15 protein-coding genes are annotated in these 14,767 nt (G+C 60.0%); 5 read left to right on the forward strand and 10 right to left on the reverse strand.

Annotation, left to right across the window (positions count from 1 at the left end; translation table 11 throughout):
• Nucleotides 1-75: 75 nt before the first annotated feature.
• The 3 genes from rimK to RHM60_RS17700 all read right to left on the reverse strand — a co-directional run bounded on the left by rimK (nucleotide 76) and on the right by RHM60_RS17700 (nucleotide 2,253).
• Nucleotides 76-981 (reverse strand): 30S ribosomal protein S6--L-glutamate ligase, encoded by a 906-nt coding sequence (gene rimK / locus RHM60_RS17690; RefSeq protein WP_003171022.1) that lies wholly within the window; start codon nucleotides 979-981, stop codon nucleotides 76-78.
• Entirely contained in the window at nucleotides 978-1,394 is a 417-nt protein-coding gene (locus RHM60_RS17695; RefSeq protein WP_416195184.1) for an ATP-dependent zinc protease, read from the reverse strand. The genes rimK and RHM60_RS17695 overlap by 4 nt, the downstream gene beginning before the upstream one ends.
• A gap of 79 nt (nucleotides 1,395-1,473) precedes the next feature.
• Nucleotides 1,474-2,253: an EAL domain-containing protein gene (locus RHM60_RS17700; RefSeq protein ID WP_209987279.1), complete on the reverse strand. Its 780-nt coding sequence runs from the start codon at nucleotides 2,251-2,253 to the stop codon at nucleotides 1,474-1,476.
• Nucleotides 2,254-2,369: 116 nt separating this feature from the next.
• Here RHM60_RS17700 and RHM60_RS17705 point away from each other — a divergent pair, with 116 nt between their 5' ends.
• Nucleotides 2,370-2,777 (forward strand): RNA-binding S4 domain-containing protein, encoded by a 408-nt coding sequence (locus RHM60_RS17705; protein WP_003236026.1) that lies wholly within the window; start codon nucleotides 2,370-2,372, stop codon nucleotides 2,775-2,777.
• Between the two features lie 124 nt (nucleotides 2,778-2,901).
• Here RHM60_RS17705 and RHM60_RS17710 read toward each other — a convergent pair whose 3' ends face one another.
• Complete coding sequence (locus RHM60_RS17710) at nucleotides 2,902-3,705, reverse strand: phosphatase PAP2 family protein (protein WP_322212351.1); 804 nt, start codon at nucleotides 3,703-3,705, stop codon at nucleotides 2,902-2,904.
• A gap of 125 nt (nucleotides 3,706-3,830) precedes the next feature.
• Here RHM60_RS17710 and hslO point away from each other — a divergent pair, with 125 nt between their 5' ends.
• Entirely contained in the window at nucleotides 3,831-4,733 is a 903-nt protein-coding gene (gene hslO, locus RHM60_RS17715; protein ID WP_209987286.1) for an Hsp33 family molecular chaperone HslO, read from the forward strand.
• Nucleotides 4,734-4,912: 179 nt separating this feature from the next.
• Nucleotides 4,913-6,454 carry a phosphoenolpyruvate carboxykinase gene (locus RHM60_RS17720; RefSeq protein ID WP_322212352.1) on the forward strand — a complete coding sequence of 514 codons (1,542 nt, stop codon included), beginning with the start codon at nucleotides 4,913-4,915 and terminating at the stop codon, nucleotides 6,452-6,454.
• A 124-nt stretch (nucleotides 6,455-6,578) separates the two neighbouring features.
• On the opposite strand, the gene RHM60_RS17725 is transcribed toward RHM60_RS17720, so the two are convergent.
• The 3 genes from RHM60_RS17725 to RHM60_RS17735 form a co-directional block, all read right to left on the reverse strand.
• Nucleotides 6,579-6,935: a DUF1493 family protein gene (locus RHM60_RS17725; RefSeq protein WP_209990613.1), complete on the reverse strand. Its 357-nt coding sequence runs from the start codon at nucleotides 6,933-6,935 to the stop codon at nucleotides 6,579-6,581.
• A gap of 408 nt (nucleotides 6,936-7,343) precedes the next feature.
• A complete protein-coding gene (locus RHM60_RS17730; RefSeq protein ID WP_231422672.1) occupies nucleotides 7,344-7,943 on the reverse strand; it encodes a putative adenosine monophosphate-protein transferase Fic in 600 nt (199 codons plus the stop codon).
• Nucleotides 7,943-8,113: a YhfG family protein gene (locus RHM60_RS17735; RefSeq protein WP_003236014.1), complete on the reverse strand. Its 171-nt coding sequence runs from the start codon at nucleotides 8,111-8,113 to the stop codon at nucleotides 7,943-7,945. Before RHM60_RS17735 ends, RHM60_RS17730 begins: the two co-directional genes overlap by 1 nt.
• A 233-nt stretch (nucleotides 8,114-8,346) precedes the next feature.
• Between RHM60_RS17735 and RHM60_RS17740 the strand changes: the two genes are divergently transcribed.
• Complete coding sequence (locus RHM60_RS17740; protein ID WP_322212354.1) at nucleotides 8,347-10,284, forward strand: ATP-dependent DNA helicase RecQ; 1,938 nt, start codon at nucleotides 8,347-8,349, stop codon at nucleotides 10,282-10,284.
• A gap of 25 nt (nucleotides 10,285-10,309) precedes the next feature.
• Nucleotides 10,310-10,741: an acyl-CoA thioesterase gene (locus RHM60_RS17745; RefSeq protein ID WP_209987298.1), complete on the forward strand. Its 432-nt coding sequence runs from the start codon at nucleotides 10,310-10,312 to the stop codon at nucleotides 10,739-10,741.
• Nucleotides 10,742-10,814: 73 nt separating this feature from the next.
• On the opposite strand, the gene RHM60_RS17750 is transcribed toward RHM60_RS17745, so the two are convergent.
• The 3 genes from RHM60_RS17750 to fdhD form a co-directional block, all read right to left on the reverse strand.
• Complete coding sequence (locus RHM60_RS17750) at nucleotides 10,815-11,288, reverse strand: glycine zipper domain-containing protein (protein WP_209987301.1); 474 nt, start codon at nucleotides 11,286-11,288, stop codon at nucleotides 10,815-10,817.
• A gap of 199 nt (nucleotides 11,289-11,487) precedes the next feature.
• Complete coding sequence (locus RHM60_RS17755) at nucleotides 11,488-13,836, reverse strand: FdhF/YdeP family oxidoreductase (RefSeq protein ID WP_322212355.1); 2,349 nt, start codon at nucleotides 13,834-13,836, stop codon at nucleotides 11,488-11,490.
• Nucleotides 13,833-14,672 carry a formate dehydrogenase accessory sulfurtransferase FdhD gene (gene fdhD, locus RHM60_RS17760; protein WP_209987306.1) on the reverse strand — a complete coding sequence of 280 codons (840 nt, stop codon included), beginning with the start codon at nucleotides 14,670-14,672 and terminating at the stop codon, nucleotides 13,833-13,835. Before fdhD ends, RHM60_RS17755 begins: the two co-directional genes overlap by 4 nt.
• Nucleotides 14,673-14,767: the final 95 nt, after the last annotated feature.

The raw sequence follows: 14,767 nt of genomic DNA on the forward strand, positions 1-14,767 counted from the left end.
TTTGACTGACACTCTGCTGTCGGGAGCAAGCCCCTCCCACATTTGGTTTTATGGTGTGTCAGAGGAGGAAGGGTTTCAGCCCTTGCCCTTGGTCCTGGTCATGTTCGGGCCACCATTCTTTTCCAGGTGCTGAATGATGATCCCCGCCACGTCCTTGCCTGTGGTGGTCTCGATCCCCTCCAGCCCTGGCGATGAGTTCACCTCCATCACCAGCGGGCCATGGTTGGAGCGCAGGATATCCACACCCGCCACGGCCAGCCCCATCACCTTGGCTGCGCGTAATGCGGTCATGCGTTCTTCCGGGGTGATCTTGATCAGGCTGGCGCTGCCGCCACGGTGCAGATTGGAGCGGAATTCGCCCGGTTTGGCCTGGCGCTTCATTGCGGCAATCACCTTGTCACCCACCACGAAGCAGCGAATATCCGCGCCGCCGGCCTCCTTGATGTATTCCTGCACCATGATGTTTTGCTTGAGGCCCATAAACGCCTCGATCACCGACTCGGCGGCAGTCGCCGTTTCACACAGCACCACGCCGATGCCCTGGGTCCCCTCCAGCACCTTGATCACCAGCGGTGCGCCGTTGACCATTTCGATCAGGTCCGGGATGTCGTCGGGTGAGTGGGCAAAACCGGTGACCGGCAGGCCGATGCCACGGCGCGACAGCAGTTGCAGCGAGCGTAACTTGTCCCGCGAGCGGGCAATGGCCACGGACTCATTGAGGGGGAACACCCCCATCATTTCAAACTGGCGCAGCACCGCGCAGCCGTAGAAGGTCACCGATGCGCCGATGCGCGGGATCACTGCATCAAACCCTTCCAGCGGCTTGCCCCGGTAGTGGATCTGCGGCTTGTGGCTGGCAATGTTCATATAGGCACGCAACGTGTCGATCACCACCATTTCGTGGCCACGTTCGGTGCCGGCCTCAACCAGGCGGCGGGTGGAATACAGACGCGGGTTTCGCGACAGCACAGCAATCTTCATGCAGCACCTGGGGCAGAAATAGTAGAGACCGGGAACACCGGCTTGTCTTGAACGTACTTGACGCCGGGACTGACCACCAATTGGCCGTCAATCAGCGCCTTGGAGCCTAGCAACAGGCGGTAACGCATGGCTTTGCGGCAAGCCAGGGTGAACTCCACGCGCCACACCCGATCACCCAACGCCAGCGTGGTGCTGATCACATAGCGCACCTGCGCGTGACCGTTGGAGCTCTTGATGGTCTTCATGGTCACCAGCGGCGCCTCGCAGCGGCGATGACGCAGTTGCACGACGGTGCCCAGGTGTGCGGTAAAGCGTACCCACTGCGCACCATCGCGCTCAAACGGCTCGATATCGGTGGCGTGCAGGCTCGAGGTACTGGCCCCGGTGTCGATCTTCGCGCGCAGGCCCGCCACCCCCAGATCGGGAAGGGCCACCCATTCACGCAGACCCACAACGGTCAAATGGTCAAATGTCTTCAATATAGATAACCGGTCAATTCGCCCAGGCTTGAGGAGCAACCTTGGCCAGGGCGTTGAATGCGGGCCTGGCGAACCAGTAGCCCTGCATCAGAAATATTCCACAGTCGGACAGGAAATCGCGCTCGCCGGCACTTTCGATGCCCTCGGCGATGACAGTAACCCCCAACTGCTCACAGATTGTGACAATCCCCCGGACGATCACCTGACGGACACGGTCCTTGTCGATATCGCGGATCAGCGCCATGTCGAGTTTGATCAGGTCAGGTTGGAAATCGGCCAGCAGATTCAGCCCCGAATAGCCCGCGCCGAAATCGTCGATGGCGGTCTTGAAGCCGAATTCGCGGTATTCACGCAGAATATTGGTCAAATGGCGATAGTTATCGACGTACTCGCTTTCCAGCGTCTCGAAAATCAGCCGATTCAGCGGAAAATTGTGTGCCCGCGCCGCTTCCAGCGTACTGCGGATACACAGCTCCGGCCGATACACCGCGTTGGGCATGAAGTTGATTGAGAGATGGCTCTGCATGTCCAGCGCCGCCGCGCGGGCGATGGCCTGGGTGCGGCAGCGCTGGTCGAAGCGGTAGCGGTTGCCGTCATTGACCTGGTTCAGCACCGAGAGCGCGCCTTCACCGTGAGGGCCTCGCACCAGCGCCTCGTGGGCAAAAATGGAATGATCGCGCAGGTCTACGATAGGCTGGTAGGCGAAGGCAAAGTCGAAGCTCAGCGGCTCGCTTTGCTGGCAACCCACGCAACGCTGATTGGGCGAGGTGAGTGAAGTGGGGAAGTCGGTCACAGCGTATCCTCGCGAAAACAGGGTGCTACCCGGCGTATCTTAGGTGAGCCTTGGGGTTTATGCGTCGAAGGGTTTCGACGGTAAGGTTGCGACATTTTTCAGAGCGAGGAATTCAAGTGGCTCAGAAGCAGGAAGAGGAAGAAAAGGTCCGTTTGGACAAGTGGCTGTGGGCGGCGCGGTTCTATAAAACCCGTGCCCTGGCCAAGGCTGCCATCGAGAGCGGCAAGGTGCACCATCGCGGCGAACGCTGCAAGCCGGGCAAGGAACCGCGTGTCGGTGACGAGTTTCAGATTCGTACAGGGTTTGATGAAAAAACCATCGTGGTGCAGGCGCTTTCCATTGTGCGCCGTGGCGCTCCCGAAGCGCAGGCACTGTACGCCGAGACCGAGGCGAGCATCGCCAAACGTGAAAACGCTGCGGCCATGCGCAAGGCCGGGGCGTCAGGCCTGACCACGGATGGCAAGCCGAGCAAGAAGCAGCGTCGCGATCTGTTCAAGTTTCGCGGCAGCGGTAATGACGACTGATCGCGCTGATCTCGCGGTTCAAATGTGGGAGGGGCTTGCTCCCGACTGCGGTGTATCAGTCACCTTTGCATGCCCTGACACTCCCTCATCGGGAGCAAGCCCCTCCCACATTACAGGCTCGGCGTTACGCAGTTTGTCGTATGACACTCAATCGCCCGATCACCGGCAGCTTACCCAGCAACCCGAAGATCGGCGTCGTCACGCGCAGCAACGCCCCCGACACCTTCGCCGCAAAAGGCGTGTAATACCCCCATCCCAATGCGAGCAATGCCAGCAAAACGCCACCGATATAATCGTCCTGCCCCCAATGTGCGCCCGCCACCAGGCGCGGCATCATGAACAGCAGCGCCAGGCCCCAGATCACCAGCACCTGGCCGATGTTACGGGCAAACACCGTCATGAACATGCCCCAGATCAGCAGCACCGAAGCATGATCCCCTGGGAAACTCTGGCTCGAACGGTCCTTCAGCTCCCAGGTTTTCTCAAGCCCGGGGAAGTAGTCGCTCATCTGCACGGCACCGCCGATCACCATCGACGGGCTGCTGTGTTGCCAGCCCATGTGCGCGGCGAGTTTGGAAAACAGCATGCGGATAAACAGCAGCAACAGCAGAATACCGAGAAAGCCAAAGAAAGCCTGGCGTACCTGTACCGTCTTGAACACCCAGTCACCGCGAACCAGCAGCGCCAGCAAAATCACGCCAACCACCGCATCAAAAGGGCGCAGACTGGCCACGGCCCACATGTGCAGCCAGGTTGCGCTGGTCGCCAGTGGGTCATTGAGCAGGTGAAACAGCCATTCGTCGAAAATCACACACAGCATCTGGCCCGTGGGCCACAGCCAAAAACACAGCAGTCCGATAGCGAGTAGATTGCAAAGGGCCCATCGCCGGAGGTTCCACTTGGCTTGGAACAAACCCGGATTGTTCATAAACTGTCCCTCTTCGCTCTAGTAAGTTCTCTGTTTCCAGGAGAAAACCGCACCAAGATGGTGCTAAAGCGTTTAATTTTATAAACGTTGTAATCATTTTGTCATCAATTCAGATACCCAGACCTATGACTGATCTACCGGATACCGACTTCACCCAACGCTTCATCTTCGACGAGAACGACGCCCGCGGCGAACTGGTCTCGCTGGAGCGCAGCTATGCCGAAGTCCTCGCCAAGCACGCCTATCCGGAGCCGGTCGCGCAATTGCTCGGTGAGTTGATGGCGGCTGCGGCGCTGCTGGTGGGCACCATGAAGTTCGATGGTTTGCTGATTTTGCAGGCCCGCTCCGAAGGCCCGATTCCCTTGCTGATGATCGAGTGTTCCAGCGAGCGCGACATCCGTGGCTTGGCCCGTTACGACGCCGACCTGATCGCCCCTGACGCCACGTTGAGCGACCTGATGCCCAACGGCGTGCTGGCGCTGACGGTCGATCCCACGGTCGGCCAGCGCTATCAAGGCATTGTCGACCTCGACGGCGACACCCTGTCGGACTGCTTCACCAACTATTTCGTGATGTCCCAGCAGGTCGGCACCAGGTTCTGGCTCAACGCCGACGGCAAGCGCGCCCGTGGCCTGCTGCTGCAACAACTGCCGGCGGACCGCATCAAGGACGACGATGACCGCGCCGAAAGCTGGCGCAACCTCACCGCCCTGGCCGGCACCCTCACGGCGGAAGAGCTGCTGGGCCTGGATAACCCGACCATCCTGCACCGCCTTTACCACGAAGAAGCCGTGCGCCTGTTCGACCCGCAAACCCTGCGCTTCCACTGCAGCTGCTCGCGCGAGCGTTCCGGCAACGCGCTGGTCAGCCTGGGACTGGAAGATGCACAGAATCTGGTAGTCGAACACGGCGGCCATATCGAGATCGATTGCCAGTTCTGCAACCAGCGCTACCTGTTCGATGCGGCCGATGTTGCTCAATTATTCGCCGGCGCAGGCATCGATACCCCTTCCGACACCCGCCACTAAAACGTTTAAGCACAGGTAAATCACCTGAGAAATGCCGAGATAGCGCTGTTCTGACGGGAGGGCCCTACTCTTTTTGGGCTTTTCTGGCATAATCCGGCCCACTTTTTTCGCGGTAGTAGTGCGCAACTTTCTACTACAAAACGTTTGGAGCACTCGGCCATAGGCCGACGGGGAACCTCATGACGCAAGCCAACAACGCCGTATACACCGATCTGAGTGTTGACGATCTGGTTAAAGAAGCCCTGCAGCGCGGTGAAGGCGTGCTTGCCGATACTGGCGCACTGGTCGTTGAAACCGGTCACCGTACCGGCCGTTCGCCGGTCGACCGTTTCATCGTTGAAGAGCCTTCCACTCAGGCTTCCATCGCCTGGGGCCCGATCAACCGCAAGTTCCCGGCCGACAAGTTCGATGCCCTGTGGGCTCGCGTCGAGGCATTCAACAACGCGCAAGAGCACTTCGTTTCCCACGTTCACGTAGGGGCCGCAGAAGACCACTACCTGGCCGTGAAAATGACCACCCAGACGGCCTGGCAGAACCTGTTCGGTCGCTGCCTGTTCATCAACCCGGCCCAGTACAACCCGGCCGGCCGTGAAGAGTGGCAAGTGCTCAACGTGGCCAACTTCGAGTGCGTGCCTGAGCGTGACGGCACCAACTCCGACGGTTGCGTGATCCTCAATTTCGCACAGAAAAAAGTGCTGATCGCCGGCATGCGCTACGCCGGTGAAATGAAGAAAGCCATGTTCTCGGTGCAGAACTTCCTGCTGCCGGCCTCCGACGTGCTGCCGATGCACTGCGCCGCCAACATTGGCGAAGCAGGCGACGTGACGCTGTTCTTCGGCCTGTCGGGCACCGGCAAGACCACCCTGTCCGCCGACGAAAGCCGTTACCTGATCGGTGACGACGAACACGGCTGGGGCGAGAGCGTGGTGTTCAACATCGAAGGCGGTTGCTATGCCAAGTGCATCGACCTATCCGAGAAGAACGAGCCGGTGATCTGGAAAGCCATCAAGCACGGCGCCGTGCTGGAAAACGTCGTCATCGACGAGGCCGGGCACGCCGACTACACCAACGTCAGCCTGACCCAGAACAGCCGCGCGGCCTACCCACTCGAGCACGTAGCCAAGCGTTCCGAAAAGAACCTGGGCGGCGAGCCAAACGCGGTGATCTTCCTGACCTGCGACCTGACCGGCGTACTGCCGCCCGTGTCGATCCTCAGCGAAGAACAAGCGGCCTATCACTTCCTGTCCGGCTACACCGCTCTGGTGGGCTCGACCGAAATGGGCTCCGGCGGCGGCATCAAGTCGACCTTCTCCACCTGCTTCGGCGCGCCGTTCTTCCCGCGCCCGGCCGGCGAGTACGCGGAGCTGCTGATCAAGCGCATCCGCGGCTTCGGCTCCAAGGTCTACCTGGTCAACACCGGCTGGACCGGCGGCGGCTACGGCGTCGGCAAACGCTTCAACATCCCGACCACTCGCGGCGTGATCGCCGCCATCCAGAGCGGCGCGTTGATCGGTGCCGAGACCGAGCACCTGGACACCATCAACCTGGACGTGCCGTTGGCGGTGCCGGGTGTCGAGACCGGTTTGCTGAACCCGCGTAATACCTGGGCCGACAAGGCTGCTTATGACGAAGCGGCGAAGGCGCTGGCCGGGTTGTTTGTCGAGAACTTCAAGAAGTTTGAAGTGAGTGATGCGATCAAGGCGGCGGGTCCCAAGTTGTAAGACTCGATCGTTATGAAAAAGCCGCCCTCATTGGGCGGCTTTTTTGTGCCTGCTCGCCAGGTCAATATGGATTCAGTGGCAGGAGGGAGCACGCCCCCTCCCACAGTTTTCATCTGTGATGCACTTAACTCAGGTTTTCCAGTGTCTGCGTGTCCCAGCTGTGGGTCTTGATGGCCAGGTAGAGCATGCCGATGGTCAGCGGGATCTTTTCACCACGGCCTTTGGCGCGGTGTTTGAGGAAGACGTCAAACACCGGCGGCTGGAAGTAACGGTAGGCATCGTAGTCGCCCAGGTCGACGGCGAAATCCTGCTCCAGCGCCTCCATCAATTGCCTGGCGTCGCCGCCGTCGCAGCCCAGGTCGAGATTGATCGCGGTTTGCAGGCGAAGGGTTTTATGTTGCGGCAATCCAATTTCTTCGTGCAGCAGTTGCAGGAGTTGCTGCATGTCGGAGTCTTCGGGGAAGTTGGGAGCCAGGTTCATGGTGTGGGTTCGCAGCAGTGGATGAGCATTACGTCGTTGGCGGTATCTGTTTCGGGTGATCAGGGCAGAAATAACCAGGAAGAGAGTCAGACTGATCCAGAAGATATATTCAGTCATTGAAGTGACCGCCCTGGCGTTGTCGGATTGTTCTTGAAGGGCGAATCACGGCAAATTTGAAACCGCAACGGTCGCTGTGTTGAGTCCTTTCGATGTTCACGGGCTTTACCGAGAAAGTGGAGAGGACGTTAGTTTCGGTCAGTAAGAGGGATATTCAATAGAGGGGTAAGCAGGTGTTTTTTGCAATTTGGGAAGCGGATTGCGCGGTATTTCGTCTTTTCCTACAGTGATTATCGGCATCTTCAGCTTGGCGTCGATCTTTCGGCCGCAACTGCCCAACTATGGGAGCGATCAGGATCTTGCAGGTGTGCTTATGCAGCGCTTGAAAATCGTTTCCAGCCCCCTGTAATCACACGCCACCGCGTCGATGTTCGCAGGTATCCACGCAACGTCTTTTACCAGCCACCAGTTCACCGAGAACCCCGCATTTACGATGATTTGTTCAAACAGGATCCGTTGTGCCCGGCCATTGCCTTCGCGAAAAGGGTGGATGACGTTGAGGTCGCCATAAACTTCAGCGATTCGAGTCACCAGTTCAGCCTGGGGGGCGCCGACAAACCAGTTCGCCTCTTCCATATGCCGAATAATCTTCTCCGCTTCCGGAAGGATACGCTCGGGCGTGCAGAACAGCGTGTCGCCTTTCTGGATATTGACGCTGCGCAGTTCGCCGGCCCAGTCGTAAATATCGCCAAATAAAGTGCGGTGGATGTTTTGCAGGCGATCAAGGTCGTAGGGCGGCGGGAAGAGGGGAAGATTGCCTATGGCGATTTCGGACAGTTCCCGCTCGGCTTCATGCAAGCGTGCTTCATCGAGCAAATCGAGGCGGTTGCGCAGGACGCTGCTACCGGGATAGCAGTAAGGATCCTGGCCCACCCCGTATTTGTCGAGCATCAGCGCGGGGTATTGCGGTACTTGGCAAGGACGGCTTCGCGAGTGGGCAGCGGTTTGTCGACGTCCGCCGGCTGGGTGTCGAACCCCTCCAGGCGCAAGCTGGCCAAGTAATTGGAACGGCGGATCTTGTGGTAATGATCCTGTTTTTGCTCAAACGTCAGTTCGCTCATCGCAGCGTACTCCTAGGTAGCAAGGCTTGATTGTAGCGCAATGCGTCTGCGCGAAGGCAGTCTTTGGATAGGCAAGATATGGTAGTTGTTCCTACAGGCTTGCGCGAATAGTCCTGCTTTCCACCACGCTGTGTATCATCCTGTCTCTTTTTTCCACGCGACCTTTCTCGATTCGCTGACCCGGGTGAGCTACGTTTTTAAGCCACCCTCAGCGGTCAATGGAGTGACAGCCTATGCACGACACCCTCCAGCAGGTCTTTGGTTATCCACAGTTTCGTTCGGGCCAGGAAGAAGTGGTCAGCGCCGTGCTGGCCGGGCGCTCGGCGGCTGCTATTTTCCCCACCGGCTCCGGTAAATCCCTGTGCTATCAGCTGTCGGCGGTTTTGCTCCCGCACCTGACGCTGGTGGTTTCACCGCTGCTGGCGTTGATGCAGGATCAGTTGGGCTTTCTGCAGCGCCACGGGATTTCAGCCGGCAGCATCGATTCGGCGCAAAGTCGCGAGGACGCCAATGAGGTGATGGCGCGTGCGCGCTCCGGTGAGCTGAAGATCCTGATGATTTCCGTGGAGCGCCTGAAGAACGAGCGCTTTCGTAACTTCCTGCAAAGCGTGCCGATTTCATTGTTGGTGGTGGACGAAGCCCACTGTATTTCCGAGTGGGGCCACAACTTTCGTCCGGACTACCTGAAGCTGCCGGACTACCTACGCCAGTTCAATATCCCGCAAGCCCTTCTGCTGACGGCTACGGCAACGCCCAAGGTGATTGCCGACATGCAGGCCAAGTTCGCCATTGCGCCCGGCGATGTGATCACCACAGGCTTCTATCGGCCCAACCTCAACCTGCTGGTGGAGCCGGTGAGCGGCGCGAACAAACGCTGGCGCCTGGTGCAGTGGATGAGCGAGCGGCCCAACCAGCCGAGTATCGTCTATGTCACCCTGCAAAAAACCGCCGAGCAGATCGCCGAGCACCTGAACCGCAACGGCATCCAGGCCGAGGCGTATCATGCCGGCTTGCCGCACGATAAACGCGAGGGCATCCAGCAGCGATTCATGGGCGGGCGCTCCAATTGCATCGTCGCGACCATCGCGTTCGGCATGGGTATCGACAAGAGTGATATCCGCAACGTGGTGCACTTCGACCTGCCCAAGTCCATCGAGAATTACAGCCAGGAAATCGGCCGCGCAGGACGTGACGGGCAGCCATCGGACTGCCTGGTGCTGGCCAACCGTGACAGCCTCAACGTGCTGGAAAATTTCGTGTACGGCGACACGCCAGAGCAAGAGGGCATCCGCCGTGTGCTGGACGAGTTGCAGGCGTCACGCAGCGAGGGGCAGTGGGAGTTTTTGCTGCGCTCGCTGTCGGACCACAGCAATATCCGCGAGTTGCCGCTCAAGACCTTGCTGGTACAACTCGAACTCAAGGGCGTGATCGCGCCGCGCTATGCGTTTTATGCCGAGTACCGTTTCAAATACCTGATTGAGCCCGAGGCCTTGCTGGCGCGTTTTTCCGGCGAGCGGCAGCAGTTTGTTGCGGCAATCATCCAGGTGTGCAAGCGCGCCAAAACCTGGGCGACGGTGGATTTCGATGCGCTTTATCAACAGCATGGCGCTGAGCGCAATCGGGTGGTGAAGGCCCTGGATTACTTCCAGGAGCAGGGGCTGATCGAGCTGGAGAGCAAGCAGATGACCGAGGTCTACAGTTTGCTGAATACGGATTTCGACCCGCAGGTATTGAGCACCGAGTTATACACAGGCTTCAAGCAACACGAGGTGACGGAAGTGGCGCGTATTCACGCCATGCTTGATCTGTTCGCCACCGAACACTGCCTGGGGCAGCGTCTGGCACAGTATTTCGGCGATGACCAGGCGCCGCAGCGTTGTGGACATTGCTCGGTGTGCCACGGCCATATTGCTCACCTCCCACCGCCGCCTGGCCTGGCGCCGCTTGTGGATAAAAACTTCATGGGCCTGAGCGGTGATTTTATCCACAGGCATCATGAACACACCGGCGATTTGCCGGGCGCCGAACGGCTTACGCGTTTTCTCGGCGGCATCAGCGTGCCGTTGTTTACTCGGTTGAAGGCGCGCAGCATTCCCGGGTTTGCCGCGCTGGAGGAGTATCCCTACGCAGAGGTTCGCGAGTGGGCCGATGCCCATTTGCAGGACCTGTAAACAGCCACCTTGAAGAGATTTGCCAATGCCTGACTCAGTGCCGCAACGCGCCGACTACGCTCATTTCCAGCCGATCATCACACGCTGGCACGACAATGATGTGTATGGCCATGTGAACAACGTCACCTACTACAGCTTTTTCGATACGGCGGTGAATACCTACCTGATCGAGCAAGGCGGGTTGGACATTCATGACGGCGAGGTGGTGGGCTTTGTGGTGAGTTCGGCGTGTGATTATTTTGCGTCGATTGCCTTTCCCGAGCGCATCGACGTCGGTCTGCGCGTGGGCAAGTTGGGCAACAGTTCGGTGCAGTATGAGTTGGCGGTGTTCAAGGCCGGCGAGGAAGAGGCCTGTGCGGCGGGGCGGTTTGTGCATGTATTCGTGGATCGGGCTTCGAACCGACCTGTGACGATCGCGCAGAAGTTGCGCGATGCGCTGCAGCGATTGGTTATTTAGCCGCAACACCACCGATCCAGATGTGGGAGGGAGCAAGCCCCTCCCACCCTGGAAGTGCTGTGGTCTTCAGACCTCAGCGGTGGCGATGGTGATGCTTGCGATGCCCATAGGCATGGCCACGGCCGCGATGGTCATCACGGTCATAACGGCGATTGTCGCGCCCACGGTAGCGGCGATCATCGTCATCACTCTTGTTGCCCATGTAGTTGCCCAGCGCGCCGCCAGCACCGCCGCCGGCGGCTGCGCCGACCAGGCTGCCGGTGTTGCCGCCAACGCTGCGACCTACCACGTTGCCACCGGCCGCGCCCAACGCACCGCCGATGGCGGCTTCGCCACGGCTGCGTTTGTCGGCGCCCACCGCGCTGCCGCCCGCGCCACCCAGGGCTGCGCCGATGGCCGAACCTGTGTTGCCGCCGATCTGCTGGCCTACAACCGAACCCAGAACCCCACCCAATGCGCCGCCCACACCGGCTTCGGTGGTGCCACCTGCCATGGCTGCGCCGCTGGCGAGGCTAAAGGACAGCAAGAGAATCGAGGAGAACTTCATAGGGAGACCTCAAGAGGATGACGCCGCGATCCTGAGGTCGTGGGAGAGTGCTGACAATCGAAATCCGACCAGTGGCTATAGTTGTATACAATTCGCTAACTTGCTGTTTTGTATAGGGAACTTAAGTCGTTTTAGCCAGTCTCTATTGACTTCGGAACGGCCGCTTTTATACAAAAGCGGCCTTTTTTGTGCCTGTGATTTATGCGGTGCGGGCCATGATCAAGCCGTTGTCACTCGCCGCTTCCAGGCGGATCGCCACGAACTTCGAGGTTGGCGTATGGCTGCCATCCCCGGTGCTTTCCAGCGGCACCAGCGGGTTCACTTCCGGGTAGTACGCGGCGGCCTGGCCGGCCGGAATATCAAAGGCCAGCAGGGTGAAGCCCTTTACGCGGCGCTCACGGCCGTCTTCCCACAGCGACACGATGTCGGCCTTCTGCCCCGGCTTGAAGCCCAGGCGGATGATGTCCGCTTCGTTGACGAACAGCACGTCACGTTGGCCTTTCACTCCACGATAACGGTCGTCCAGGCCATAAATGGTGGTGTTGTACTGATCGTGGGAGCGCATCGATTGCATGATCAGGTCTGGCACCCGGCCCGTGGCGTGGGTGCGTTCGTGGATCAGGTCCTTGGGCAGAATGTTCGCACGGAAGTTGGCGCGGCCCAGCGGGGTGTTCCAGCGACGCGCGCCGGCCGAGTTGCCGAGGTAGAAACCGCCGGGGTGCTTGATGCGTTCGTTGAAGTCCTTGAAGCCTGGGATGGTGTCGGCGATCAGGTCGCGAATGCGCCCGTAGTCGGCCACCAGCCAGCTCCAGTCCACCGGCTTGCTGCCCAGAGTGGCGGCGGCGATGCCGGCGATGATTGCTGGCTCCGATTTCATCAGCTTCGACAGCGGTTGCAGCTGGCCATTGGAGCCGTGAACCATGCTGAACGAATCCTCTACCGTTACCGCCTGCGGGCCGTCGGCCTGGATGTCGATGTCGGTACGGCCCAGGCACGGCAAAATCAGCGCGTCCTTACCATGCATCAGGTGGCTGCGGTTGAGCTTGGTGCTGATCTGCACGGTCAGGTCGCAATTGCGCAGCGCTTCGAAGGTGCGCGAACTGTCCGGCGTGGCCTGGGCGAAGTTACCGCCCAGGGCGATGAAGACTTTGGAGCGGCCTTCGAGCATGGCGTGAATCGCTTCCACCACGTTGTGGCCGTTGGTGCGTGGCACCTGGAACTGGAAGCGCCGCTCCAGGGAGTCCAGAAACGCCACCGGTGGGCGCTCGTTGATGCCCATGGTGCGGTCGCCCTGCACGTTACTGTGGCCACGCACCGGGCACAAGCCAGCGCCGGGGCGGCCAATGTTGCCGCGCAGCAGCATCAGGTTGGCGATTTCCTGGATGGTCGGCACCGAATGGCGATGCTGGGTGATACCCATCGCCCAGCACATGATCACGTTCTTGCCCTTGGCGTACATGCGCGCGGCCTGCTCGATCTCGACCAGGGGGAGGCCGGACTGCTCAACGATTTCATCCCACGAGGTGTCGTCGATCCTGGCCAGGTAATCGAGCACGTTGGCGGTGTGTTCGTTGAGGAAGTCGTGGTCGAACACCGCTTCCTTGCCTTCGGCCTGGGCCTGGCGTTCCCACAGCAGCAGGAACTTGGCCATGCCGCGCAGGATGGCCATGTCGCCGCCCAGCGCCGGACGGAAGTAGGCGGTGTTGGTAGGTTTGTCACCGTTGGTAAGCATTTCCAGCGGATGCTGCGGGTGCTGGAAGCGTTCCAGACCGCGCTCTTTGAGCGGGTTGATGCACACCACCTGGGCCCCGCGTTTAACCGCTTCACGCAGCGGTTCGAGCATGCGCGGGTGGTTGGTGCCGGGGTTCTGGCCCCACACGAAGATCGCATCGGCATGTTCGAAGTCATCAAAGGTCACGGTGCCTTTGCCGACGCCCACGCTTTGCGCCAGGGCTACGCCACTGGCCTCGTGGCACATGTTCGAGCAATCCGGAAAGTTGTTGGTACCGTAGGCGCGCACGAACAGCTGATACAGGTACGCCGCTTCGTTGCTGGCGCGGCCCGAGGTGTAGAACTCGGCCATGTCCGGGCTGGGCAAAGCATTGAGATGCTTGCCAATCAGGTCGAATGCCGCTTCCCAGCTGACCGGCTGATAGCGGTCGGTTTCGGCGTTATAACGCATCGGCTCAGTCAGGCGGCCCTGGTACTCGAGCCAGTAGTCGCTCTGTTCCAGCAGCGCGGTGACGCTGTGCTTGGCAAAGAATGCCGCATCGACCCGGCGCTTGGTGGCTTCCCAGTTGACCGCCTTGGCGCCGTTTTCGCAGAACTTGACCATGCCGCTTTCCGGCGAGTCACCCCAGGCGCAGCCCGGGCAGTCGAATCCGCCGTTCTGGTTGGTCTTGAGCATCATGCGCAGGTTTTTCAGCGCATTGTCGCTGGTCAACCACGCCTGGGCCACGCTGATCAGTGCGCCCCAGCCGCCGGCCGGGCCTTTGTAGGGCTTGTAGCGCGGGGTCGGGGTTTGGTCGGCTTGATGATGATTGCTCACGGCTGGTTCTCCATCGCGGGGCTGTAGACCCGCGGCGCACTTTTCTGCGGCAGGTGGATGAGATTGAGGTTGTGCCGGCGCGCCCATTGCAGGGCCAGGCCGGTGGGCGACGACAGGCTGACCAGAGTCTGGATGCCCGCGCGCAGGACTTTCTGAATCAATTCAAGGCTGCAACGGCTGGTGACAATCGCCAGGCCGCCGTCGGTAGGGATCTTTTGGCGAATCAATGCACCGATCAACTTGTCGAGGGCGTTATGCCGGCCGATGTCTTCGCGGCCCAGCAGCAACTCGCCCTGGCCGTTCATGAACACCGCTGCGTGCACGGCGCCGCTGTGCTGGCCCAACGGCTGAAATGCGCTGATGCGTTGACGCAGACCGTTCAGCCAGTCAGCAGGCGGCAACGGCGCGCCGGGCAGTACGTTGAGGTCCGGCAAGGCTTGTTCCACCGCTTCGACGCCGCACAACCCACAGCCGCTGGTGCCTGCCAGTTGGCGGCGCTGCTGCTTGAGGTTCCAGAACGCACGGCTGGAAATCTGCACCTGAGCGTACTGCGCCGAACCGGAACCACTGAGTTTGAGGTCATAAATGTCGCTGACGTCGGCAATGATGCCGCTGCCCAGGCTGAAGCCGACGATAAAGTCTTCCAGGTCCGTTGGCGTCACCAGCATGACGGCCTGGCTGATGTCGTTGTAGGCAATCGCCAACGCCACTTCTTCGGCCAGCGCGGTGCTGGCGACTTCAGTGTGTTCAAGATTGCAGAACTGGTAGCTCTGGCTGGCCGCGGGCGCAGGTGTGTCGAGAGCGGGCGCCGCGCAGACCGGGTGCTTGGCGTTCATGGGGCAGTACCATCGGCGGATTGGTCAGTGCTTAGACTAGGCGCGACAAAGCGTCGCGTCTAATCGCCAGTACTGATCTGCCGATAGATGACGTC

Origin of the sequence: Pseudomonas sp. MH9.3 (assembly GCF_034354675.1) — a bacterium.
Classification (GTDB): Bacteria; Pseudomonadota; Gammaproteobacteria; order Pseudomonadales; family Pseudomonadaceae; genus Aquipseudomonas.

Bases quoted from the DNA above. Each gene is read 5' to 3' on its own strand.
- rimK (WP_003171022.1), bottom strand. From the start codon at position 981: ATGAAGATTGCTGTGCTGTCGCGAAACCCGCGTCTGTATTCCACCCGC.
- RHM60_RS17710 (WP_322212351.1), bottom strand. From the start codon at position 3,705: ATGAACAATCCGGGTTTGTTCCAAGCCAAGTGGAACCTCCGGCGATGG.
- hslO (WP_209987286.1), top strand. From the start codon at position 3,831: ATGACTGATCTACCGGATACCGACTTCACCCAACGCTTCATCTTCGAC.
- RHM60_RS17720 (WP_322212352.1), top strand. From the start codon at position 4,913: ATGACGCAAGCCAACAACGCCGTATACACCGATCTGAGTGTTGACGAT.
- RHM60_RS17725 (WP_209990613.1), bottom strand. From the start codon at position 6,935: ATGAACCTGGCTCCCAACTTCCCCGAAGACTCCGACATGCAGCAACTC.
- RHM60_RS17730 (WP_231422672.1), bottom strand. From the start codon at position 7,943: ATGCTCGACAAATACGGGGTGGGCCAGGATCCTTACTGCTATCCCGGT.
- RHM60_RS17735 (WP_003236014.1), bottom strand. From the start codon at position 8,113: ATGAGCGAACTGACGTTTGAGCAAAAACAGGATCATTACCACAAGATC.
- RHM60_RS17740 (WP_322212354.1), top strand. From the start codon at position 8,347: ATGCACGACACCCTCCAGCAGGTCTTTGGTTATCCACAGTTTCGTTCG.
- RHM60_RS17745 (WP_209987298.1), top strand. From the start codon at position 10,310: ATGCCTGACTCAGTGCCGCAACGCGCCGACTACGCTCATTTCCAGCCG.
- RHM60_RS17750 (WP_209987301.1), bottom strand. From the start codon at position 11,288: ATGAAGTTCTCCTCGATTCTCTTGCTGTCCTTTAGCCTCGCCAGCGGC.
- fdhD (WP_209987306.1), bottom strand. From the start codon at position 14,672: ATGAACGCCAAGCACCCGGTCTGCGCGGCGCCCGCTCTCGACACACCT.